At 58.8% G+C, this 24475-nt stretch carries 16 protein-coding genes and 2 pseudogenes; 10 read left to right on the top strand and 8 right to left on the bottom strand.

What is annotated here, in order from left to right:
- Positions 1-34: 34 nt before the first annotated feature.
- From IVA78_RS25115 to IVA78_RS25100, 4 genes are all read left to right on the top strand, one after another.
- Positions 35-1009, top strand: a complete 975-nt coding sequence (locus IVA78_RS25115; RefSeq protein WP_247468405.1) for a nodulation protein NodZ — start codon at positions 35-37, stop codon at positions 1007-1009.
- A 991-nt stretch (positions 1010-2000) separates the two neighbouring features.
- The gene (locus IVA78_RS25110) at positions 2001-2765 is read left to right on the top strand and encodes an SDR family oxidoreductase (RefSeq protein ID WP_247468420.1); all 765 of its coding nucleotides are present in this window, start codon (positions 2001-2003) and stop codon (positions 2763-2765) included.
- A gap of 192 nt (positions 2766-2957) precedes the next feature.
- The gene (nifA, locus tag IVA78_RS25105; protein WP_247468402.1) at positions 2958-4799 is read left to right on the top strand and encodes a nif-specific transcriptional activator NifA; all 1842 of its coding nucleotides are present in this window, start codon (positions 2958-2960) and stop codon (positions 4797-4799) included.
- A gap of 414 nt (positions 4800-5213) precedes the next feature.
- Positions 5214-6080 (top strand): electron transfer flavoprotein subunit beta/FixA family protein, encoded by an 867-nt coding sequence (locus IVA78_RS25100; RefSeq protein ID WP_247468399.1) that lies wholly within the window; start codon positions 5214-5216, stop codon positions 6078-6080.
- Between the two features lie 486 nt (positions 6081-6566).
- Here the strand turns inward: IVA78_RS25100 and IVA78_RS25095 are convergent, their stop codons facing one another.
- The 6 genes from IVA78_RS25095 to IVA78_RS25070 form a co-directional block, all read right to left on the bottom strand.
- On the bottom strand, positions 6567-7916 hold the full coding sequence (locus IVA78_RS25095) for an MFS transporter (RefSeq protein WP_247458873.1): 1350 nt from the start codon (positions 7914-7916) through the stop codon (positions 6567-6569).
- A gap of 992 nt (positions 7917-8908) precedes the next feature.
- Complete coding sequence (gene glmS, locus IVA78_RS25090) at positions 8909-10735, bottom strand: glutamine--fructose-6-phosphate transaminase (isomerizing) (protein WP_247468396.1); 1827 nt, start codon at positions 10733-10735, stop codon at positions 8909-8911.
- A 220-nt stretch (positions 10736-10955) separates the two neighbouring features.
- Positions 10956-11933 carry a GDP-L-fucose synthase gene (locus IVA78_RS25085; protein WP_276017355.1) on the bottom strand — a complete coding sequence of 326 codons (978 nt, stop codon included), beginning with the start codon at positions 11931-11933 and terminating at the stop codon, positions 10956-10958.
- Positions 11914-12999, bottom strand: coding sequence for a GDP-mannose 4,6-dehydratase (gene gmd, locus IVA78_RS25080; protein ID WP_247468393.1), 1086 nt, complete (start codon positions 12997-12999; stop codon positions 11914-11916). Before gmd ends, IVA78_RS25085 begins: the two co-directional genes overlap by 20 nt.
- A gap of 355 nt (positions 13000-13354) precedes the next feature.
- Complete coding sequence (locus IVA78_RS25075) at positions 13355-13531, bottom strand: hypothetical protein (protein WP_247414829.1); 177 nt, start codon at positions 13529-13531, stop codon at positions 13355-13357.
- A 549-nt stretch (positions 13532-14080) separates the two neighbouring features.
- Complete coding sequence (locus IVA78_RS25070; protein WP_247302419.1) at positions 14081-14239, bottom strand: hypothetical protein; 159 nt, start codon at positions 14237-14239, stop codon at positions 14081-14083.
- Positions 14240-17978: 3739 nt separating this feature from the next.
- Here IVA78_RS25070 and IVA78_RS25065 point away from each other — a divergent pair.
- From IVA78_RS25065 to IVA78_RS25040, 6 genes are all read left to right on the top strand, one after another.
- Positions 17979-18398 (top strand): hypothetical protein, encoded by a 420-nt coding sequence (locus IVA78_RS25065; protein WP_247468390.1) that lies wholly within the window; start codon positions 17979-17981, stop codon positions 18396-18398.
- 579 nt (positions 18399-18977) lie between these two features.
- Entirely contained in the window at positions 18978-19961 is a 984-nt protein-coding gene (bioB, locus tag IVA78_RS25060) for a biotin synthase BioB (RefSeq protein ID WP_247333158.1), read from the top strand.
- A 50-nt stretch (positions 19962-20011) separates the two neighbouring features.
- Positions 20012-20365 (top strand): aspartate 1-decarboxylase, encoded by a 354-nt coding sequence (panD, locus tag IVA78_RS25055; protein ID WP_247333154.1) that lies wholly within the window; start codon positions 20012-20014, stop codon positions 20363-20365.
- 86 nt (positions 20366-20451) lie between these two features.
- Positions 20452-21606: an 8-amino-7-oxononanoate synthase gene (locus tag IVA78_RS25050; RefSeq protein ID WP_247468386.1), complete on the top strand. Its 1155-nt coding sequence runs from the start codon at positions 20452-20454 to the stop codon at positions 21604-21606.
- Positions 21603-22235 (top strand): dethiobiotin synthase, encoded by a 633-nt coding sequence (gene bioD / locus IVA78_RS25045; protein WP_247468383.1) that lies wholly within the window; start codon positions 21603-21605, stop codon positions 22233-22235. Before IVA78_RS25050 ends, bioD begins: the two co-directional genes overlap by 4 nt.
- Positions 22232-23497: an adenosylmethionine--8-amino-7-oxononanoate transaminase gene (locus IVA78_RS25040; protein WP_247414835.1), complete on the top strand. Its 1266-nt coding sequence runs from the start codon at positions 22232-22234 to the stop codon at positions 23495-23497. Before bioD ends, IVA78_RS25040 begins: the two co-directional genes overlap by 4 nt.
- A 552-nt stretch (positions 23498-24049) precedes the next feature.
- On the opposite strand, the pseudogene IVA78_RS25035 reads toward IVA78_RS25040, so the two are convergent.
- Positions 24050-24253: pseudogene (locus IVA78_RS25035) on the bottom strand (hypothetical protein); the annotation flags it as partial.
- A pseudogene (locus IVA78_RS25030) lies at positions 24253-24475 on the bottom strand (IS66 family transposase); the annotation flags it as partial. The pseudogenes IVA78_RS25030 and IVA78_RS25035, both read right to left, overlap by 1 nt.

The following is a 24475-nucleotide window of genomic DNA, read 5'->3' as shown; positions in this document are numbered from 1 at the left end:
AAACTAATCTTGCGCAACGAGAAGGGTTTATAACTTGACGAAGGAACGCTTTGTTATTTCGCGCAGGCGTACCGGCTTTGGTGACTGCCTCTGGTCGCTGGCGTCAGCCTGGTCGTACGCGCAGCGGACCGGGCGGACGCTCGTCGTTGACTGGCGCGGTTCCTGCTACATCGACCAACCGTTCAGCAACGCCTTTCCGGTGTTCTTCGAGCCGCTTGAGGACATCGCTGGGGTCCCGGTGATTTGCGATGACCGGATCAACCAGCTCTCGTTTCCCGGACCGTTCTTCCCGCGGTGGTGGAATAGGCCGTCGATCGACTGCATCCATCGTCCGGATGAGCAGATCTTCAAAGAACGTGACGAACTGACCGAGCTGTTCCAGGCAAGAGAAGATAACGAAGCCAACACCATTGTCTGTGACGCCTGCCTGATGTGGCGTTGTGGCGAGGAAGCCGAACGACTGATCTTTCGGAACATCAAGCTCAGGTCTGAGATTCAAGCGCGGACCGACGCCTTGTATGAGGAACACTTTAGCGGCCATAGCATCATTGGCGTTCATGTTCGGCACGGCAATGGCGAAGATATCATGGAGCATGCTCCGTACTGGGCCGATTCGGAGCTCGCCCTCCGTCAGGTCTGCATGGCAATCCGTAAAGCCAAGGCTTTGCCATATCCAAAGCCTGTAAAGGTCTTCCTGTGCACGGACAGTGCACAGGTGCTCGATCGCCTATCGGGTCTGTTTCCCGATGTCTTCGCCGTACCAAAACGTTTCCAGGCCGATCGGGCAGGGCCGTTGCATAGTGCGGAAATGGGAATTGAAGGTGGAGCTTCCGCTCTCATCGACATGTATCTTCTTGCGCGATGCGCTACAGTGATCCGCTTTCCCCCCACCAGCGCCTTCACGCGCTATGCCCGTCTGCTCGTGCCACGGATTATTGAATTCGACCAGAGCAAGCCGGAGCACTTGACCATGATCGATAACCCATACGAACATTTCGCGGCTTCATGAAGCGCCAGAATGTGAGCCTGAGCAATGGCGGGCTAGATCATCGGTCTGATACTGCTGGCTTCGACACCATCGCGTTTCGCAACGTCTCGCAGGATCTGTGGCTGGCGACTTCCGTCCCGCAAGCGACGGCTGACCGGCGCACCACCACGGTGCGGTGGGAGGGCGAACGCCTGCGAAGCGTAAGGCCAATGCCCGCGGGCGCCGGCGGCCTTGCCCTGCAATGCTTCGGGCCCTCCTGTGTAAGTCGAGTCGCGCGGAAAGGTTATGGTTCTGTCATCCTCCGGTCAAATCCGCCATCGCTGGCCAGACGGTGAAAAGCACGGCAATGGCGGTCCGGGTCGCCGAGGAAATCTGACGTAACAGACAGTCACGTCAGAATGTCCCAGCAGCAAGGAGGCGCGTCCGGTAGATGGATCGCCTTTGCTGGGCAACCCTTTTGCGGTCAGCTCGTTTTCTGGACGACGGCCTTGTTCATGCGCCGCTCGTAGAGTCCTTTCGGACGGAGGTGTGATGAACCGCGGGGCCGGCGGCCCAGCGATATTGCTCAAGAACCGCATGTGCGGCCGCGCGTACCATGGCCGAGAGCAACTTGGACGAACTGGCCATTAAATCCTGATCTCCGCCAAAGGCAGCTTACCTATCTCGTCCAGCCCGCATGACCCACAGACCACTCATGGAGGACGACGCAGTCAGCTCGCGATGGAAACACCAGCCTCTCGGCTCGAAGGCTTAGCGCACGCAGTGGGCAGCACCCGGGAGCTCGACGACAGCCATTGCTGCGCTGTTGGTGTCGAAAAGCAAACAGGCCAGATGTTCGGAACCTGCCATTTGCGTCCTACAAGCGCGCCACCTGTGCCCTGCATCGCTCTGGCCCGGATCCTGCACCAGGTGCACAGGCGAGGGGAGCGGAGGGGAGTCGCGTGTGAATCTAGGTCTACCAGATGACAATGCGGTCACAGCTCAATCGTCGGAAACGGACGCTCGCGGTCCAATTCACGCCGATGGAGGGGGCCGTCCGCTGCGTGAGCGGAAAACGCTGGTATTGACCGGGGCATCGCGCGGTATCGGTCGCGCCACCCGAAGATTGTTTTCGGAAGCCGGTTGGCGCATCATTTCTTGCGCGCGCCAACCATTCGAGGCGATGCGCTGCTCATGGGACTCAGAGGGGGATAGCTATATCGAAGTCGACCTGAGCGATCATCGGACGTTACCGCGCGTGATTGCCCAGATAAAGGAGCGCCTTGCCGGCGCACCGCTGCAGGGACTGATAAACAATGCCGGAAACTCACCAAAATCGCCAAACGGTGCCCGGCTTACGTCGCTGGCGACCTCAGTCGATACCTGGGTGAGCGTGTTCCACCTCAATCTGGTGGCGCCGATCCTGCTCGCTCAGGGTCTGTTCGATGAGCTAAAAGCGGCTTCAGGCTCGATCGTCAATGTGACTTCGATCGCCGGAGCGCGGGTGCATCCATTTGCAGGCACGGCATATGCCACGTCGAAAGCTGCTCTCGCTTGTCTCACGCGCGAAATGGCGCACGATTACGCCTCACATGGCATTCGCGTCAATGCGATCGCGCCCGGCGAAATCAAGACGGACATTTTGTCGCCTGACACGGAAGCGTATCTCGTGCCAAAGATCCCACTACGCCGGGTGGGTACACCCGAAGAGGTCGCCAAGGTCATTTTCTTCCTATGTTCAGATGCGAGTTATGTCACTGGCGCCGAAGTGCCGATCAATGGCGGGCAACACTTGTGAGTGAATTCGTCCCTGGCGAACCCGGCTAACTGAGCTTCATCGATGGAAGCCATGTTGGTCGGGGCGAATCCGCGAAGCGAGTTGGAAAGAATAAAGCGGAAAATCTAGTCACTGTAAGTGCTGCCGGCGTGCCATGAAGAGGCGTCATCTCTCGCCCGCGCCCTGAGAACTGGATGTCAGATCGAGACAGGCATGCAACACGAGTCTAACAAGTCCGATCGAGGTGATGGGGAGGATCAAGAAAAGAACGGAGAAGTCATTATGCTGGACAGCGTTTCCCTGCGCGAAAGACCAAACTCAACCTCCGACGCGGGCCCTTCCGCTTCTGCGGGCCCTTCCGCTTCTATTCTGCCGTCGCAAGAGAAATCGCTAAGCACGATCTTTGAAATAGCGCACACGCTCACCGGCCTATGCCGGCTCGAAGCCAAGCTGGCGAGCGTCATCGAGCGTCTGCCATCGCTCGTGCAGATGCGGCGCGGCATCGTATGTCTGTTCGAACATGACGGGGTGCCCCAGATCATCGTAGACGACGGCCGGAGCGAAGGGCGCGACGCGCGTTGCGGGGGGCGCTTGCCGCAAGGAGCAATTGATCAAATTGTGGCGACGGGGCGGCCGCTCATCGTCGAGAACGTAGCGCTGCAGCCGATCTTCAGTTCTTCGGACGTCGAGATGCTGGACGCCGCCGGTAATACGTGTGTTGCGTTCATCGGCGTTCCCATAGAGATTGACGAGAAAGTTGTGGGTACGCTGAGCATCGACCGCATCGCAGATAACGGGACGCACGCGCAGCTCGAGGACGACCTCCGCGTGCTGACGATGCTCGCAAGCCTTCTGGGCCAGACGGCGAAGCTGCATTGCGTTTTTGCGCGCGATCGCGGGCGGCCTATGGACGAGGAGTTCCGGCCGCAGAAGCAGCTGTCCGAACTCAAGCCTCATGGGTGGGAGCGTAAGAAGGTCCAAGTCGATGGAATTATCGGCGACAGCCCGGCGCTGCGCGCGTTGCTCGAAAAGATCGAGCTGATCGCAAAATCGAATAGCACCGTTCTGTTGCGTGGCGAATCGGGTACCGGCAAAGAGCTGGTCGCGAAGGCTATTCACGAGCGTTCAGCGCGCGCCAAACGCCCCTTTATCAAGCTGAATTGCGCAGCCCTCACCGAGACGGTGCTGGAATCCGAATTGTTCGGTCACGAGAAGGGGGCGTTTACGGGCGCATTCAACGCGCGCAAGGGTCGCTTCGAGCTCGCCGACAAGGGAACGTTGTTTCTGGATGAGATTGGCGAGATCTCGGCGTCGTTCCAGGCGAAACTCCTGCGCGTGCTTCAGGAGCAGGAGTTCGAGCGGGTTGGCGGCAATCAGACGATCAAAGTGGACGTCCGCGTGATTGCAGCCACGAATAAGAATCTTGAAGAGGCGGTGGCAAGGAAGGAGTTTCGTGCCGATCTCTATTATCGCATCAGCGTGGTTCCTCTGCTACTGCCGCCGCTGCGCGATAGACGCACTGATATTCCGCTTCTCGCCGCTCGATTCTTGAAGAACTTCAACAATGAGAACGGCCGTGCTCTGGTCTTCGATTCAAGTGCGGTTGACGTTCTTATGAATTGCGGATTTCCCGGTAATGTCCGCGAGCTGGAGAACTGTGTGCAGCGGACCGCGACCCTGGCGCACGGATCATCGATCGGAAGAGACGATTTTGCCTGCTGCCACGGGCAATGCCTATCGGCCACGCTATGGAAGTGCGGGCCGGAGCAAGTGGCGCGACAGCCGAGCCCGATAATCTCACTTCCCACAAGGCTGAGCATGCCGCCGACACATCCTGTGGCACACGATCAGCCGGTCGGTAGCGAACTGACGCCGCTAGAGCCACCCGGCCGACCTAGCATAGGTGCCGCCAAGGTCACAGATCGCGAGCGTGTAGTCGCGGCGATGGAAAGGTCCGGGTGGGTACAGGCCAAGGCGGCGCGCTTGCTTGGACTGACGCCGCGCCAGATTGGCTATGCCTTGAGAAGGCACGGTATCGAGATCAAGCGTTTCTGATTAAAAAGTCGGGCTCGCGTCTCTCTCGCTCACCCGGGCGCGGTAGGAGAACGTGCCAAGAGGCGGTACTCTGGTCCATGAAGCGGATACGAAACCGATGTGCTCTGCTTGGGGGTGGCCATGCCGGGAAGCGTAAGCCCTCTTCGCGTCAGCCGGTGCTGGTCATCGTCCGCTTGCAATGTATTCGCCCTGTGAGAAATGATTAGGTGTCGAACGAGCGCAAGATCACGGCCGCGCCGTTTCTGCGAGTCAGATCAGAGAGAGATCACGTCCGCTTTACGCAGCCCGTCGCAGTCCCCAACGGTCTCACCGTCAGTCGGCAGCCGTTGCATTCGTCTCTCATAGGCGAAATGCCTGGGGTGGTATGACAGTTGCTATTCGTGGGGAGCCTGCTCAACATCTTAGGAGAAGCATATGCACAGCATCGTCTGCATCAAACAGGTCCCCGACTCCGCACAAATCCGCGTGCATCCTGTCACGAATACGATCATGCGTCAGGGCGTGCCGACAATCATCAACCCATATGATCTGTTCGCACTGGAAGCTGCGCTCGAGCTACGAGACAAGTTCGGCGGCGAAATCACTGTTCTGACTATGGGCCCGCCGTCGGCTGAAGAATCTCTCCGAAAGGCGCTGACATTTGGTGCCGATCGTGCTGTCCTGCTCACTGATCGTAGTTTCGCGGGCTCCGATACGCTGGCGACGAGTTACGCGCTGGCGTGCGCGATTCGCAACATCGGGAAGGAATATGGCCCACCAGACCTCATATTCACTGGCAAGCAGACTATCGACGGCGATACCGCGCAGGTGGGACCTGGCATTGCGAAGAGGCTCGGGGTCCAGCAGCTTACTTATGTTTCCACAATCAAAGCGTTGGACTTCAAAGCACGCACGATCGATGCGGAACGGCGCTGCGAAGGAGGAGTCCAGGTGCTGCGTTCCAAGCTTCCTTGTCTCATCAGCATGTTAGAGGCAAGCAATCAAATTCGCCGCGGTGCAATGATCGATGCCTTGCGTGCGGCCCGTGCCTCAATCGTAAAATGGAGCGCTCAAACTGCCGGCGTGGATGACATGGCCAAATGCGGTCTGAGGGGGTCGCCGACCGTCGTCAAGCGTGTCTTCGCGCCCTCCGCACGAGCGGAGAAGGCGACGTGGGTGGAAGCGACCGAGCAGCCGGCGCAAGCGTTGATCGACGCCATGTTCAAGCGTAACCCTACGCTCGAGACGGAGCTCGCACAGCTTGCGCGTGGTACCTCATCCGCGCAAACTAGCGGTGCGTGAAGTCGCGGCTGATCGAGCGGAGCCAGAGATGGCCCGAGTCGTGGTCATGCATTGGCCCGTCGGTCGGTCCACTAGGCACGATTGAAGGCTTTTCGACCGCTCGCTGAGGTTTGGCGAGCTGCGATACACCGGTCCCCTGGGAATTCATGCAACCTCAAGACGTGCGCGTTAAGTTTGCTTGGCAGCGCACGTGAAGCTCGCGCGAGGGATGTATTTCCCTCGCGCGAGCTCTGCCGTGTTTCACGTAACCGCAAAGTGCGAGCATTATCATCGCGCCGCCGACCACAGAACGAATCGAGCGTGGCGATAGTGCTCAGCCATTCCCGGTCAACATCAGCCACGGCTCGTCCCGATACGGCTCGACTCGCATAGGAAGAACCGTGACCCGCAGAGTGGCACGTGGACCACCGCGAGATCACCGCAAGGACCGCCGCGCACCCCGTTCAGTTCAGTCTTGGACGTGAAGGTCCCCGCGTGGGCGCGCTGCTAATGCGTGGTAAATTGCGCGCTTACGGCCCGGTTAGACCGCTCGGGTCGCGACAGCTTCGCAACTCTCTTGGTGTTTCCTGGATAAATCGTGAGCGCGGCGATAATGCCGAGCAAAGCTGCAAACATCAACCAGAAACCCGGCGAAGCCTTGTCGTCGGTCCGATCGATCAGCCAAGTCGATGCGAGCGGCGTAAAGGTGCCAAAGAGAGCTGCGGCGAGTGCGAAGGCCAAAGAAAAGCAGGTTGTGCGAACGTGCTTCGGCACGATTTCGACCAAAGCGCCCAACATGGCGCCGCTGTAGGTGCCAAAGTAGAACGAGAACATCATTTCCACTACCAGCATCTTGCCGAAGCTTGGGTCGGTCACAAGCCAAGACAACGCCGGATATACAGTCACCAAGGCAAGGCCGGCAATGGTCAGCAAGACCGGCTTCCGACCGATTCTGTCAGAAATCGCGCCGCCAATTGGGTTCCAGATGAAGTTCGTCACGGCGACCAAAAGCGTCACCAAGAGCGTGTTCTGCGAGGACAGCTGCAATACGTGCTTGCCGAAGGTAGGCGTGTACACTGTGACGAAATAGAAGGTCGTGGTCGTCAGCATCGCGATCATCATGCCGAGAATGACAATGCGCCAGTTCGCAACTGTGGAGGTAAAGACCTCGCGGGCCGTTGGGTGGGTCTTCATGACCAGAAACTCCGGAGTTTCCTCCAGCGTCCGGCGCAGGAAGAAGATAAGCGGAACGATCAAGCAGCCAAGGAAGAATGGGATCCGCCAGCCCCAGGCCGCAACCATTTCGGCCGGAAGTGCTTCGCTCAAAAAATACCCGATAAGAGCCGCGACAAAGATCGCAACCTGCTGGCTCGAGGACTGAAACGATGTGTAAAAGCCGCGGTTGCCCGGAGTGGCAATCTCGGAGAGGTAGACGGAAACGCCGCCAACCTCAACGCCGGCAGAAAAGCCCTGCAACAGCCGTCCGAACAGCACGATCGCGGGTGCGGCAATGCCGATTGTTGCATAGCCGGGACAAAAGGCGATGATGACGGTGCCAACAGCCATGATCGAAAGCGTGATGATCAGGCCTTGCCGACGGCCAATCTGGTCAATATAGGCTCCAAGCACAATTGCGCCAACCGGTCGCATCAAGGCCCCCAACCAGAACACACCGAAGGTGTTAAGCAGTGAAGCGGTTTCGCTTCCTGATGGAAAGAACGCGTTTCCGATGGCACTGGCGTAGAACCCGAACAAGAAGAAGTCGAACTGCTCGAGGAAGTTGCCGCTCGTCGCACGTAAGATGGCGCCAATGCGCGATTTGGCATTTGACGCATGCGCGATGGACGCTGGTGACATGGCGAGTTTCCTCTCGGTTTGAAATGGCCGGTTCCGGAGAAAATCTCACGCCAGCCGAGTGCAGTATCATGGCCGCGAATCTGCCATCAGGGCACTATCGACCAACCCGTAAGCGCCTGACGTTTCCGGCATATTTTCGGCAATTGCCGCAAACTCGCACAGTTTTTCGGGCGTTATTCCGCTCGCGCCGCAGGAGTGACTCTCAAGCTACTGAAACCTCGGGCAATTCTCGGTGACAAGGTTGTTGTCTGTGGCGTGGCCGAATTCGCTCATTGAGCGCACCGACATGCAATGAAAAGGAAGGACGAGATGCATGGCATACGAGCGGCAGGGAAGAGCTCCGTGAGATGTCGTGCTAGAACAGCTCGCGAGCCTGCGATTGGGGCCGAGGTGCGTTAGCATCTCACCCCGATGTCCAGCGATTTGGCCTCGAGTTGCTCAAGTTAACCTGAGGTTTGACGGAAAAACGTTTGGTGAGCGTGCTGGCGATCGAGCCCGTCCGATAGCGCCGATCGCCATGCTCGGCAAGTGCCACGTTGTTCTTCGAAGCGAGGCGCGCCTCATACTTCGAGGGCCGCTGCGGTCCTAAATGCGGTCCAAAACCCGCGCTGAGGGGGAGAAACATAGCGGGCCACCTCAGCGATAATGGGCATTCGTTTGGATCAATCGAACAGGTTCATCTGGCTTCCACGCCGTTTGAAAAAAAACTTGGATGTTTGTCACGAATTATGACCCAGGTCAAAGTAATCGGAATGCCGTGATAAGCCCTTCGCGACTCCTTGCTTGCCGGAGGCAACGCCACGCCAGCCTCGCAACCTGATTGGCCGTAGATTTTGCACATGAGTCTCAGCCTCCGTAAGCAAGGGCTATGAACCGGCACAAACCATGCGGTGGCATCGGGCCAGGAGCCGGGCGGCACATCGTAATTCGATCTGACCGCTTGTGCGCATTCGGAATCTGACCACGACAATTCCAGGTCGCGTCACCTTGCCTTATTCGACGGTTACCGATTTCGCGAGGTTTCGGGGTTGGTCGACGTCCGTGCCCATCAGGATGGCCGTGTGGTAGGCCAGAAGCTGCACCGGAATCGCATAGACAATCGACGTAAATGTCGTACCCATCTCCGGCAGCACAATCGTCGCGAGTGAATCCATGGATACCTCTGCGGCTCCCCGAGCGTCCGTTATCAAGATAATCTTGCCGCCGCGTGCGGCGACCTCCTGCATGTTCGAGATGGTCTTTTCGAACACCCGGTCGCAGGGAGCAATGACGATTACGGGAACGCTCTCGTCGATCAAGGCGATCGGGCCGTGCTTGAGCTCTCCGGCCGCATAGCCCTCGGCGTGAATATAGGAGATCTCCTTCAGCTTCAGTGCCCCCTCCATTGCCAGTGGAAACGACGTGCCGCGACCAAGATATAGCACGTCACGCGATTTGGCGATGTCGCGTGCGATCTTCTCGATCTGCGGCTCGCTGGCAAGCGCCGCTGTAACGAGCCGCGGAATTTCGATCAGCGCTCGCACGAGATCGACCTCGTCGCTCTCCGGCAATTCACCGCGCGCCTTGCCAGCAGCGACCGCAAGCGCCGCCAGGACGACGAGCTGGCATGTGAACGCCTTGGTCGAGGCAACGCCGATTTCAGGTCCGGCGAGTGTCTGCAACACTGTCCCGCTTTCGCGCGCAATGGTCGAACTCAGTACGTTCACGATCGAGAGGGTATGCAGGCCTTGCGATTTGGCATAGCGGAGCGCGGCCAGCGTATCGGCCGTCTCGCCGGACTGCGAGATGAAGATAGCAAGATCTCCCTTGCGCATCGGCGCCTCACGATAGCGAAATTCGGAGGCGACATCGAGCTCGACTGGAATACGAGCCAGCCGCTCGAACCAGTATTTGCCGATATGGCCGGCGTAGCCTGCCGTACCGCAAGCCGTGATCGAGATATGTCCGATCTCGTTGAAGTCGAACGGAAGCTCCTGCGGCAGTGCCACGCTTTCGGTGGCGATATCGACGTAATGCGCCAGCGTCTGCCCGATCACCTCTGGCTGTTCGTGGATTTCCTTCGCCATGAAGTGGCGGTAGTTTGCTTTGTCGACGACAACCGACGGCGCGCCAGATTTCATCACCTCCCGGCGGACAACTGTGCCTTGTGCGTCGTAGACCACGCTGAAGTTGCGGTTGAGCACAGCCCAATCGCCGTCCTCAAGGTAGGTGATCAAGCCGGTAAGGGGCGCGAGCGCGATAGAATCCGATCCGAGATACATTTCGCCTTCGCCATGCCCGATCGCGAGTGGTGAGCCCTTGCGCGCACCGATCATGAGGTCGTGTTGACCCTTGAACAGGATTGCAAGCGCAAACGCGCCGACTAGCCGCGGCAGCGACGCTTTTACTGCCTCCTGCGGCGAGCAGCCATCTTTCAGATAAAAGTCGATGAGATGCGTCACCACCTCGGTGTCTGTTTCAGAGGCGAAACAGGCGCCATGCTGTTTTAGCTCCGCTCGCAGCTCGCGGAAATTCTCGATTATGCCGTTATGGACGACTGCAACATTGTCCGTTGCATGCGGATGAGCATTGTGCTCCGTCGGCTTGCCATGAGTAGCCCAGCGCGTGTGCCCAATCCCGATATGGCCTGAGAGCGGATGGCAGCGAACGCGTGTCTCAAGGTTCCTCAGCTTGCCCTCGGCGCGTCGAAGCTCGATATAGTTTCCTTTGAGCGTTCCGATGCCCGCTGAGTCGTAGCCGCGATATTCCAGTCGCTTCAGTGAATCGATGAGACGATCCGCGACCGGACCGCGCCCCAAGATGCCGACAATTCCGCACATGCTAATCAGTTTACCTCAAGTTCAAAACAGAGCGTCCCGCAAGGCGCGCCTGACCAATTCGCTCGCTATAGTTATCGGCCAATCTAGCCGTGCCTGCCCTCCATCGGGCACGCGGCACCCGGAGGTGCGCGAGCTCCAAGCAACACGTGGAGCCCAGTCGAATTCGCCGGAAGATCCTAAAGCAACTTTCTGGCAATCGGACAATGAGCGCCGTCAGCAGTTAGCAGCTGCATGAGTCTCTCGTTTTGTCCGATGTACCAGATACCGCCAAGAAGGCCTGGTAGGTCTGCCGCATTCCATCTACAAGCCATGTCCTCGCGCGCCAGCCGAGCCTGGCGAGACGGCTGACGTCGAGCAGCTTGCGCGGCGTGCCATCGGGGCGCGACGTGTCGAAAGTGATCTCGCCGCCGTAACCGACGACCTCAGCCACGACCCGCGCGAACTCGGCGATGGTGATGTCCTCGCCGGTGCCGATATTGACAAGGTCCGCGCTCGAATAGCTCTTCATCAGGTGCACGCACGCATCCGCCATGTCGTCGACATAGAGGAACTCGCGCCGCGGCGTGCCGGTGCCCCACACGGCGACGCTCCTTGCGCCCGCGACCTTCGCCTCGTGGAAGCGGCGGATCAGCGCGGCAACGACATGGCTCAATTCGGGATGATAATTGTCGCCGGGCCCATAGAGATTAGTCGGCATCACGCTGATGAAGTCGCTGCCATACTGGCTGCGATAAGCTTGCGCCATCTTGATGCCGGCGATCTTGGCGATCGCATAGGGCTCGTTGGTCGGCTCTAGCGGGCCTGATAGCACCGAATCCTCGCGCAGCGGCTGTGGGGCCAGCTTCGGATAGATGCAGGACGAGCCCAAAAACATCAGCTTTTCGGCACCGTTTTGATGCGCGGCTTGGATCACGTTCGCGGCAATCGTGATGTTGTCGTAGATAAACTCGGCGCGCAGCGTGTCGTTGGCAACGATGCCGCCGACTTTTGCGGCGGCGAGGAAGATCACTTGCGGCCGCGTTTTCGCGAACCAGTCGAACACGGCGGCCTGGTGGCAGAGATCGACCTCGCGCCGGTCGACCGTGACGAGCTGCACGTCCTCCCGCGCGAGGCGGCGCACCAGCGCGCTGCCGACCATGCCGCGATGGCCTGCGACGTAGACGCTTTTGCCCTTCAGCTCAAACGGTGCGTTTGCCATGGGCCGCCTCCCGTTTTGCTTCCGCCAGATCGCTTGCCATCATCTCCTCGACGAGCTGGGCAAAGCTGCGCTTCGGCTTCCAGCCGAGCAGCTGTTGCGCCTTGCTGGCGTCGCCGACGAGGAGATCGACCTCGGTCGGACGGAAATAGGTCGGGTCGATCTTCACCACCGTCTTGCCGCTCTTGGCATCGATGCCGGTCTCGGCGACGCCGGCGCCGCGCCATTCGATGCGGCGGCCGACTTGCGCAAAGGACAGCTCGACCATCTCGCGCACCGAGCGCGTCTCACCAGTCGCCAGCACGAAATCGTCGGCCTTGTCCGCCTGGAGGATCAGATGCATGCCCTCGACATAATCCCTGGCATGGCCCCAGTCGCGCTTGGCCGAGAGATTGCCGAGATAGAGCGTCTGTTCGAGCCCGACCTCGATACGCGCGACGCCGCGCGTGATCTTGCGGGTGACGAAGGTCTCGCCGCGGATCGGGCTCTCATGGTTGAACAGGATGCCGTTGCTCGCGAACATGCCGTAGGCCTCGCGGTAATTCACCGTGATCCAGTAGCCGTAGAGCTTCGCCACGCCATAGGGCGAGCGCGGATAGAACGGCGTGGTCTCCTTCTGCGGGATCTCCTGCACGAGGCCGTAGAGCTCGGAGGTCGAGGCCTGGTAGAACCGCGTGTCCTTCTCCATGCCGAGGATGCGGATCGCCTCGAGCAGCCGCAGTACGCCGATCCCATCGGCATTGGCGGTGTATTCGGGGCTCTCGAAACTGACGGCGACGTGGCTCTGGGCTGCGAGATTGTAGATCTCGGTCGGCCGGATCTGCTGCACCAGGCGGATCAGATTGGTCGAGTCCGTCATGTCGCCGTAGTGCATCAGGAACGGCACGTCCCCGAGATGCGGGTCCTGGTAGAGATGGTCGACCCGCGCAGTGTTGAACGAGGACGAGCGCCGCTTGATGCCGTGCACGATATAGCCGAGCGACAGCAGATGTTCGGCGAGATAGGCGCCGTCCTGTCCAGTCACGCCGGTGATTAGAGCGACCCGCCGTTTGCTCTCTTGGTTTGACAAATCGTTGCTCTGCGCAGGCTAATGTCGGTCCCCGATCGACGACGTCAATCGCGTCTGGCCTCTTCGAATGCGGAAGCGTCGCGCTCTCGAACTGCCGAGTTCTGGTCTCTGTATAGGCATTGCATCAATTGCTCAACTGTACGGAGGTAACCTTCCACATCGAAAGGGTTTTGAAGGACTATACGAAAGTTTGTAGCCCAGAAGATTTCGTTCGGCCGTCGTCAGGCGTTTCTCTATTGCGCGGGTGCAACTAATGAAATTGCGGCGCGGATAGGAGGTAAGCAGACCCGTTTGGCCGAGAAGCGTTCCACAGTCCCTGCGTGGTCAACTCGCGCGTTGAGCCAGCGAGTTTCCCTCATTTCGTGTCCTTGCCTAAGAGTTTTCCAGTCTGCTGTTCATCCAGTGCAACCGCGAGCAAGCCGGGCAAACAAAGCATTGAAATTCGTTCTCTTGTCGCGCAGTACTTATCATCATCGATCCATTTCTGGACAATCAAGTTGGTGATCTGGCAAGCAAAAGTGAAGGCGCGCATATTAACTCTGTGCTGTTTGAGTTCACAGAAAAACGCTGCATGAATGAGGCAGTGCTATATGGGACCTCAAGGGGTTATCGCGACGATCAGTGTGCCCTGCGCCACCGAATGACGAATTCAGTAGCGAAAAGCATCTGGCGGTTCATTGCTCGCGAGTGGCCACGGAATCAACAACAATGGTGCGTTTAGCGCGCGGACGATATGGCTCAGAAGGTCAGTGCTCGGTTCGGCGACCATTCGGCCTGGGGTGTTTTCCGCGCTCGCAAGCATGTCTTTGGGCCGGCCGTAGTATGACTAGGCAAAGCCCGCATGTGCGTGAATAAGCCGCCTTGAGCACGTGCCGCTGCCATTGAAACTGGCGGTTTGCTGGTCCCGAGCGCCCCTTCTCTTATGCCCGCGGCAAAGTCTCGGTTCTTGAGCAAGCATTCTGCGGACAGCAGCCTGAGCTGACGGATCAACTGCGTTCTACCTCAATTATCACATTTGATTTGCAGCCCCTCGGCAGAAAGAATTCGGATGAGCTGCTCGTGGAGAGGTCGACCCGGGCCTTTAAACCACGTGCCACCCGCTCGCATGCGCCGAAAGCAGCGTAAGCTTTAGAGGCGCGCCCTCGAAATGGATCGCCGGCTTATCGGCTTCGAACGCGGTGTTGCCCTCAATCAAGGTGCCGAGATCAATCTTCAGTCCCTCGCGGGTATAAACTTCCACATCATTTCTGATCCAAGGCGCTCACATGAGCTTCTCAATACTCGTTCATCAGGTCTTGATGGGCCTCATTGCGTGGATCGGCGTTCGGCCCTGGGGCAATCGTCAGGCCTGCACGTCGCGCAGATCCAGCTCGCGGATCTATCGGCAGCTCTCTTGCTCCCGCGACGACGGCTGCCCATGCCTAGCAATTGCGCGCGCTCGTCTCGGATTACTGTTGGTCATCTAGTCTGCTTTCCTTCAACGACGCTGCGTCCCTCCGACCATGGCATGACGTGCATTCGGGAATGGTGATAAGCGCACCATGATGACAGCTTTTGGCGAGGTCCCATCACAACAGGTTCGCCGCACATATATGCGGTTCCAGGATCGCCATTCTTGAAGCCAACAATGGCCCGGCATTGGCCCTCACAGTGATCGACGAGCAAGACCCTGTTGGATCCATCGGGTCCTCTCACATGTCCGCTCCGGGATAGCGCATCAATCTCGCAGCGGCGGGTTGGGCACTCAGTGCCCGCAAACGTATATCGAAGCCTGCAAGGCTGGATTGGTCCTTCTTACATGTGGGCGATCTTGTCTTCATACGGGCCGGCGATCTGCGTGAACAGGACAGAAACAGCGTTCTTCGCAGTGAGCGCGATCCTCAGCCGCTTTGGCAGAAAAGCTCTCATCGCAAGCAACCGGCCTGCTCCGCTTTAGCACAGGAACTTCTGAAGCGACCGAACATTGGTGCTCCCTAGGGGGCACTCTACAATCTGACGCTACGTACGATTCAATCCCCCTGCGGGCTTATCGCGTGAATATGTCGAAACCGTCTTCGTTCGCCAGGAGCCAGCCGCATGACGAGGAGGGCGGGAGGCGCTTCACCAAGGCAGTTGGCTTTCTGTATTCGTCGTCTGCGGAACGCGCAGCTCGGGTCCGCTCGAGTGTGCGCGCATAGCTACGCCCAGCTGTGAGGCTGCTCGTCGCCGGCCACGAGTGATCAAGCGAATCAGTCAAGCTTACTTGAATGTGTGGATAGGAGCTGCCTCGGCGCCGGAATCAATCGTCCATGGCTGAATGCTCTCTCGAGTCTATGCGAATTGGCTTTGTCTATCCAGCCAAGCTCTCCCGCTGTCACCATCATAATAGGCTGCTTCCCGGGACTTCGGCGGCTGAGCAGAATAGGAAACGAGATCAATCGGCAGCGCGTTAATCTGGTCAATGAGCCAAACTCCCGTCAAGGCACCTAACAGTGACTTCGCCGTTCTAGATAACTTTGAACTATGGACCTCGAAAGGCGCCGTCAGGTGCAGGCCACGCCGGGTTGATCATCGCGGGTTCGATACTTGTGGGAAGATCTGCCGGGCGTCACGTTGGAAGCCCGCGCCTAAGCGGTACTCAGCCCTGGTCCCGTTGAGAGCGTCGCGGCTCGGGTCCAGATTGGCGCGTTTGCTACAATCGTTGTTGGTATCAAAGAGTTGCTATGGCGACTACTCCAGGTCGGCCGGGGGAAAGACGGTGGTTTTCCAGGCAACCAAGTGGCTGTTGGAACGAGCGGCGCAGTTGGCCATGCTTTCTGATGGACGGGCGGGGCCTTGTAGCGGCGCCGATCGGCGTTCCTCCCATTCATCTTGAGGCGCGTGCGATTGTTAGGCCGGCATTCTCCAGCACATCCAAAATCCTCTCAGCAACCGCCCGCGGATCTCGCTGGTCCTCTTTGCTCACGTTACAGGCCAAGGTAGCTGCGATGATCGCGTGCGCTGTTTTGCGCTGGAGGCAATCGTACTCGGCATACTCACCGCAAGTATTGCAGTTGATCACTGGTCGGCCGCTCCAGGGATCGTGCATTGCGATCTCGCACCAGTTATCTGTGTGACATTTCGGACAGAGCATAAATCGAGATTTCCTTGTGGTCTGACCTCGCGCGCTCCATGGCCATCAATTGAACGACTGCTTGGCAGCCAAAGCTGCAGAAGTCATTGCTGCTCCGGAGGCCCTGTTGCCCGTCTTTGGATACGAAAAACATGATGGACGCGGCGGCGGAGGCAATCCAGGCGCCCGAAGGGGGGGCTCCGGCATGAGCGGACCAGGCGACGCATCTCTGGCGAGAATGCTGGCAACGGTGTATGCCTACAGCTACCTGTTTCGGCGTGAGCAAGCTATTGCAGGTTCGCCGCGGCCGCATCACGGCTATGTAAGATGAGTATGGCCTCCAACTTCCATTCCACTCTGAGCTGCGAGGCCCCGATCTCCGGACCGCGACCTCTGCGTGAGCAATCTATCAAAGCGGGCAATCGCCACGCGACGATGCTGCTGCGATCTTAGAATCCGGTTCTCCTGCAGCCTGGCTTCATCGCGACACGTTGCAATGATTCGCCGAGGCGGCTTCACTGCGGCGTCCGAGACAACGCGGGCCTTCTGCAATCTGGCTCGCCAAATGACACACTCGAAATTGTGTCGCCCGGAAGCTGTTGTACGGCCAAGCACGCTCGCCACCTGTAAGAAGACCCTACAATCTGACGCTACGTACGATTCAAGCCCTAATGTCGAGAGTCGCGCATTTCGCGCCCCTCGCCGCGCTTGCTGCGAGCGGCTTGTCGCATCTCAGACATCAACAGAGCGGTCGGCAGATAACGGCAAATGAGGTGCTTTTGCGACAGCCAACCTACGGGATCTTACGTAGGGCATGTGTCGCATTTTCTTGATCTAAAAACTGCATCGTATTCCGCATGAAGCAAAAAAACCTGTTCTCAGACGCCAAACATTGGCGAAGCCGTGCTGAAGCGACCCGAAGAAAAGCGGAGTCGCTCGAGGACGACACATCCAGATGCAGGCTGATCAAGGTCGCTGAGGAATATGATAAGCTGGCTCGCCTCGCGGAGGGGCGGCAAAGAAATGAGGTTGACGGGCAGTTCTGATCGACCGGGCGGACGGTTGCACCGATCGTCAATGCTTGTGACCCCGGCGCGGGGTGTCTCTCCGTTGGAGCTCACAGCCCGCTAGGGCTGAACTGCGAAACTGCGTCATGCGGTAAGGCCAATGAGCGAGGCTGCTGAACGAGTGCGGACCGCGCGTGCGAGCCTCTGACCATGAATCCATTCTGGGTCACGGTGGCCGGCCACATAGATGACGCATTGACGGTGTCTCAGGCGGCAAGCCGGCTAACCGCTAGACATGAAGGAATGAGATGAAAGCCCACCGTCAGATCGTCGAAATCAAAGCCTCTCGCTCGATGAACTGGCGAGGCATTGGCGTCGCTTTGCATCATGTGCTGAAGCCTGCGACGTTTGTTTGGGTGGCAAAGTAGCCGGTTCGCCGGATCATGCCACGCGAATTGGCTTCCGCCGCCATTAAGCGTTTCAGTCGAATTCTGGCATCTTGCACCAAGCACGGCGAGCTCAACGCCATACGTTGCGGACTTGTTCAGGCGACGAGGCGAGCAGAAGCTCCTGCGGGCACGGCTTGCCAAGACAAGCCATGGTAGATGTCTGCGCAGATTGTCTGCGTGAGGCCTAGTTCGCAACGAACGCGCGAATGACGAGAAAGTTTAAGAGAGCTCAGATGTCGAAAGATAAACCCAAGAGAACTCCCCGGTGAACGATGCGGACAGAACCGATGTTCTTCATCCAAGTAAGTCGGTGCAGATGATCAGCGGCAGTCGGGGCCGCCCATGCCAGGGTACCAGCCGTTCGATGTACGAGTCGGACAACACGACTGGTGCCGGATGCAACTCTATCGGCCAAAAGAAGAAGGAGGACGCATGAGGAAGCAAAGTGTAGAAAGACTCGAAGCGGGGCGCGTCCGCGATGGCCGATTCGCCACCGCACCGGGGTCTGGTCCTTCCGGTCTCTTCTTCGTGCAGGGGCCTTGTGGCTGCCAACTCAAGATCGTCTGCTTCATCCGTCCGGGATGGGAGCATGTCTCTGTGTCGACGCCACGGCGATCTCCAAACTGGGAGGAGATGTGCTTCGCCAAAGATATGTTTTGGGATGAAGAGGAATGTGTGATGCAGCTGCATCCTCCTCATTCGCAGTATGTGAACAATAGTCGCTACTGCCTGCATCTCTGGAGGCCGACCCGTCAGGTCATTCCGATGCCTCCGGCAGCCTTCGTGGGCATCGTCGGGCTCGGGCCGTCTGAAGCGGCAATTCTGTTTGCGCAGATGAGTGCGACGTCTTAGCAGATCTCGCCGCGTCGTGCCAAGTCGGGCGGCGACGACGTGATCGAGAGTCCAGCGGAGTTGCTCACCACAGCCAGGGGCGGCGAGCAAGCCTAGGTGGCCACAGACCCGCTAAGGGCGCGCCGGGCCGCTACTCTGCGCCCCAGAGCCCAACCCGCTGCGCTTCTGGAGGCGGCGGGAGGTAACGCTCGCAGAGTCGGCTCGTCCGGGCCACCGTTTATTGTACGGGGATGTGACGCGCATAACCACACCATCGTGGAATCGGCCAGGTGAGCAGATTCGTGGATCCGTTGTACACGGCGCGCGGCCAAATACATTTGTATCAGGAGAGGCTCCTACGGGGCGCAACTACCGTACGCATCGGCTAGTTACCTGAGTGAGGCGCGTCGAGGAGCGTTGTTGCGCTTGTCTCGGCCTCGCGAGGAAATCCTGCATGAGGGAGCGGCGATTAGCCTGATACGAGCGCCATGCCCGCGCAACTCGGCGATATTTCTCGTCAATACCGGGCAAGAGTGTTGCTTTGCGAAGCTACGCACGACGGTGTCGCCTGTATGATCGACCGAAAATCTTGGGGGTGCTGTGGAAGTCGAAGGCAATAGCGGCCGCAACAGCGCGCCGGTCCGCCGCGACTGGGAACGTGCCGAGGCGGAAGGGGTTTACGCGCAGCCATTTGCCGAGCTCCTATTTCAGGCCCAGACCGTTCATCGCGGCAATTTTGACCCAAACCACGTCGAAACCGCAAGCCTGCTCAGCATCAAGACGGGCGGCTGTCCTGAAGACTGCACCTACTGCGCACAGAGCGTGCATTACGACACTGGCCTGAAGGCGACTCGCTTGATGGATCGCGCTGATGTGGTCGCCGCCGCGCAGCGCGCCAAGGCGGCCGGGGCGAGTCGCTTCTGCATGGCCGCGGCGTGGCGCAGTCCAAAGGACCGCGATCTCGATAAGGTCTGCGACATGATTGCCGCCGTTAAACGTGTCGGCATGGAGACGTGCGTAACGCTCGGCATGCTCACGCCAAAGCAAGCCGCGCGGCTCGCCGACGCCGGCCTCGACTTCTACAATCATAACGTGGACACTTCGCCGGAGTTCTACCGCAGCATCATCACTACGCGGACCTTGCAAGATCGGATCGACACTCTTACGCGCGTGCGCGAGGTGGGGGTCAAAGTCTGCTGCGGCGGCATTATTGGCATGGGTGAGCACGTCGATGACCGTCTCGGTATGCTGGTACTGCTCGCCAATCTTCCCAAGCATCCGGAAAGTATACCGATCAACCTGTGGAACGAGGTGGATGGCGTGCCGGTGAAGGTCACGGCGGAGCGTTCCGATCCGATTGCACTGGTGCGCCTGGTGGCGACCGCGCGGATCATGATGCCCAAGAGCGTCGTACGGTTGGCCGCCGGGCGCCAGTATATGACTGATGAACTCCAAGCCCTATGCTTCTTGGCGGGTGCGAATTCCATCTTTGTCGGCGATGTGTTGCTGACTACCAAAAACCCGCAACTTGACCGTGATGCAAGTTTGTTAGCCCGGCTCGGCATTACGTCTGGACTCGCTTAAGTCATCAGAACAACGGCGTGCTGCGTGCAAGCTATCAGCGTAGGTAAGAAATGCAGATTATCATGATGAAGGGAAAGATTCATTGCGCCTCGGTAACTGAATCCGACCTGCACTTTGAAGGCTCGATCTCGGTTGATCGCGCACTGCTGGACGCGGCCGGTATCCTGATTAACGAACGCGTCGAACTCTACAACCTCGAGACGGGGGCACGCTTTGCAACGTTTGTGACGGAAGCGCCACAAGGGTCCGGCACGGTAGACGTGAACGGTGCGGCGGCGCGACTGGCGATGCCAGGCGATAAAATAAGTATCGTTGCATACGCCTCACTTGACGAGGCGGATGCAAGAATCTTCAGGCCACGCATTGTGCTGGTTGATCGACAAAATCGCATCGTTCCGGTTTGAATCCAACAAGCTAGCCGCCGTAAGACCCTGTCGTTGGCGACCAGTTGGGAGTTTTGCTGCGTCCATCCTTGCTCAGCGAGTGAAGAATGAATTCCATCATTGCGGGTAAAGTCGCCAGCTATGCGGCAGGCTTAGATGCGCTTAAAAACGACGACCGCCTGCGGAGTCTCAGGCCGCGCACCGGGATTGACTTTTCATCAAACGATTATCTGGCCCTGGCGAGCGCGCCGCGCATGAAAAAAGCCATCGTCACCGCGCTCGAAGGGGGTACTCCGATCGGAGCCGGCGGATCACGGCTTCTGCGCGGCAACTGCGAGGAGCACGAACGCCTCGAAGCAGCAGCGGCGCGGTTCTTCGGCGCGCAGACCGCGCTCCTCTTCGGCGGTGGTTATGTCGCAAATTTTGCGGTGCTGACAACGTTGCCGCAACGGGACGACCTGCTCGTCCTTGATTCCCTGGTTCACGCCAGCATTCACGAAGGAGCACGAGCTGGCCGAGCCGCGTTTCGAATCAGCGCCCATAACGACCCCCAGGTTATCGAAAGCGCAATTTGCGACTGGCGTGCCGCGGGCGGAGCGGGGCGGGTCTGGATCGTAGTCGAGAGCCTCTACAGCATGGATGGCGATTTCGCACCGCTTGAAGACCTGCTCGCGATCGCGGACCGGCACGATGCGTTCTTGGTTGTGGACGAAGCTCATGCCACCGGCGTTTACGGCGAGCAGGGGCGAGGCCTCACAGCGGCCTATGAAGGACGCGAAAATCTCCTGGTTATTCATACCTGCGGCAAGGCGCTGGGAGCCGCCGGCGCGCTTGTCACCGCGTCTGGCGTGCTGCGCGACTTCATAATCAATCGCTGTCGCCCGTTTATCTTCGCGACCGCCCCTTCGCCGTTAATGGCGGTAGCCGTACGGGAGGCTCTCGTGATCCTGCAGGAGGAGCCGGAGCGCCAACAGCGGCTGGCGAGGCTTGTCGCGTTCACGCATCGGGAGATGGTTGCGAGAGGCGAGAGAAGTCCTTCGAACTCGCAGATCCTGCCCTATATCATTGGCGAGAATGCCCGCGCCATGAGGCTAGCGTCCGCGCTACAGGCTCGCGGATTTGACATCCGAGGAATCAGACCGCCAACGGTGCCGGCCGGCACGGCCCGTTTACGAATTTCACTGACGCTCAACGTCGGAGAGAATGAGGTGCGTGCGATGCTCGATGCCCTCGCTGAGGAGACGAGGGGCGGATCTCGATGAGTCAGCGAATCGTGGTGACCGGCACAGATACAGGGATCGGCAAAACTGTCTTTTCGGCAGGCCTTGCCCATCTTCTCGGCGCGAATTACTGGAAACCAATTCAGGCCGGTGTTGAAGGAGAGACCGATAGCCAGCAGGTCGCACGACTGAGCGGTCTTCCGGCCGATCGGATCGTTCCGGAGCGTTACCGCCTTAAAACGCCCGCTTCCCCGCATCATGCCGCCGAAATAGATGGAATTCGCATCGACCCCGATTCGCTCGTCCTGCCGCATACCGGGGAGCGACCGCTCGTCATCGAAGGCGCTGGCGGGCTGATGGTGCCGCTGAATTCTAGCGCACTCTACATCGATATCTTCCAGCGGTGGCGACTTCCCGTCGTGCTTTGCGCGCGCACGCTACTCGGGACCATCAATCATTCGCTGCTCTCGATAGAGGCCTTGCGAAAGCGCCAGATCGACATTCTTGGGATCGCATTCATCGGGGAAAGAAATTCTGAAACTGAGAGCGCAATTTGTGACATCGCGCGGGTGCGTTGGTTAGGACGGCTGCCCTGGATTTCTCCTTTGACGGCAGACAGCCTACGGGATGTCTTCAAAGGCTCGTTTGTTCCCGGCGATTTCAAGCCATGAAGCCAAACAAGAGGTGGCCAATTTGGCACCCATTCACGCAGCATGCTCTTCACAACGAGATGACCAAGGTTGTGCGTGGCGACGGTGCTTATCTCTACACGGCGGATGGTCATCGAATCATAGATGCAATCTCATCCTGGTGGGTCGTCACTCACGGCCATTGCCATCCGCAGATCGTGAGCGCGATTCAGGAACAGGCCGGCAAGCTGAACCAAATCATTTTCGCCGGCTACACGCATGATCCGGCTGAGGAGGTCGCTCGGCTCCTTTTGAAACTCACACCCCAAGGCTTGGACCACGTGTTCTACTCGGACAGTGGCTCAGCCAGCGTGGAAGTCGCCTTGAAGATGGCGCTCGGCTATTGGCACAACATAGGCGAACAGCGAACACGCATCGTTGTCATGCAGCACTCCTATCACGGGGACACGTTCGGTGCGATGTCAGTTGGTGCCCGCGGTGTCTTCAACGTGGCGTACGGACCTCTCCTGTTCGACGTGACCTCAATCCCGTTCCCTGCGAGCGGTCTTGAGCGGGCGACGCTTGATGCGCTTGAGTCAGCATGTCGGAACGAAAATCCCGCAGCCTTTATTGTCGAGCCTCTGGTGTTAGGGGCAGGCGGAATGCTGATGTACCCAGCTTGGGTGCTAAGAGAGATGAAGCGGATCTGCGAGGCGTCGGACGTCCTGTTCATTGCCGATGAGGTCATGACGGGCTGGGGCCGCACCGGAACAATCTTCGCCTGTGAGCAGGCCAATGTTGTGCCAGACATAGCGTGCTATTCGAAGGGTCTCACGGGAGGGGCGCTGCCGCTCGCGGTGACACTCTGCCGGGCGGAGATTTTCGATGCCCATTATTCAAAAGACCGTACGCGCACATTCTTTCACTCGAGTTCGTACACGGCAAATCCGGTGGCCTGTGCCGCCGCTAAGGCTAACCTGGATCTGTGGAAAGACCAGGAATGTCACCGGCGCATCGCTGCGGTTGCAACCATGCAGGAGCACGCAATTGAAGCATTCCGCGCCGATCCGCGCTTTGCAAACGTTCGCCGTAGCGGCACCATCACAGCACTCGATCTGAAGACGAGAGATACCGGCTATCTCGCAGGCATCGGCCCGAGGCTTCACGCCTTCTTTAAAGACCGTAATCTCTTGCTGCGCCCACTCGGTAATACGATTTATGTGATGCCGCCATATTGTGTAACAGCAGGTGACCTGGACGAAATATATGTAGGCATTTGTGACGCTGCCGATACACTGGCCTGAAGACGCGCGCGGCAGCGCAAGATCAAGGATCCTGAGCTGTCGTCGGCTTCCCGAACGACTTGAGAGAGCCTTGCCATAGACCTACGAAATGGACGATTGTGACCTCGCATCTGCAATGTGGGTGCTGCCGGCCGGGCGAGATCGCGGGCTTCGCCGGGCCGGCCCACAGTGTCATGCGCGTTCGGTTTCGGTCCGATCGCGTTATCGCGATTGGTTGCGTGTTCATCTGTGTGGATGCCTGCGCGAAGTTGTTACAAAATCATGAAGTTATGCGTCCATTGGTGACGGCCTGTTGCGGAAGTTCCGCCGTTATTTCGATTATGAGATTGCCTGGACGGCAGGTCTTATCAAGCCTCTACGGACGTGGAGATGCTGGACACGTCATCCGCATTCCGGAGTTTGCGGCAGCCGTGCGAGCGTTGGTGCATCTTTCCTATTTCCCTCGCCTGGGTCGCGGTCGTTTGCGGAACCTGCAGTCCGCCGAAGCCGCGGCTTTAAGCGCCATAAGCCCATCCTTGTCGTATCCATCCGAGCTAGGCCGCGGACAGGGGCTCACCGATTCCACCGCTTGAGGAGTTCGGGGTCTTCCTTGTGCATCCTGATGAGCTCCGTCAGGTTTTCGATGCCGAAGTCGGTGAACGCCATGACCTGGTCGTCACCTATGCCGTAAACCCAGATGACGCCATCCTCTGTGTCCATTCCGTTGGCCACGTCCCAGAGCCAGTCCTCGTCTACGCCGAGGTCTGTTGCGACGCGAGGACGCGTTCTCGCACGATGTCGTCGGGAAAGGCCTGGCGAACGGGCCGCCTGCGCTCAAACGAACGCACCGTCTGCGTCTTGCCTGCTGCCTTCTCGGCGGCGAGTTCATCCTCGGTCGCGGCCGCCTCAAGCTCCTCAAGCTCCAGCTCTAGCTGATCGAGCAGCCGCGCCGATCGTTCCGAGCGCGTGCCATAGAGCGTCCGCCGCAGCTTCTCGATC

Origin of the sequence: Bradyrhizobium sp. 137 (assembly GCF_023074095.1) — a bacterium.
GTDB lineage: Bacteria > Pseudomonadota > Alphaproteobacteria > Rhizobiales > Xanthobacteraceae > Bradyrhizobium.
Note: the sequence above shows the minus strand (reverse complement) of the source record. Positions and strands in the feature narration are given on the sequence as shown.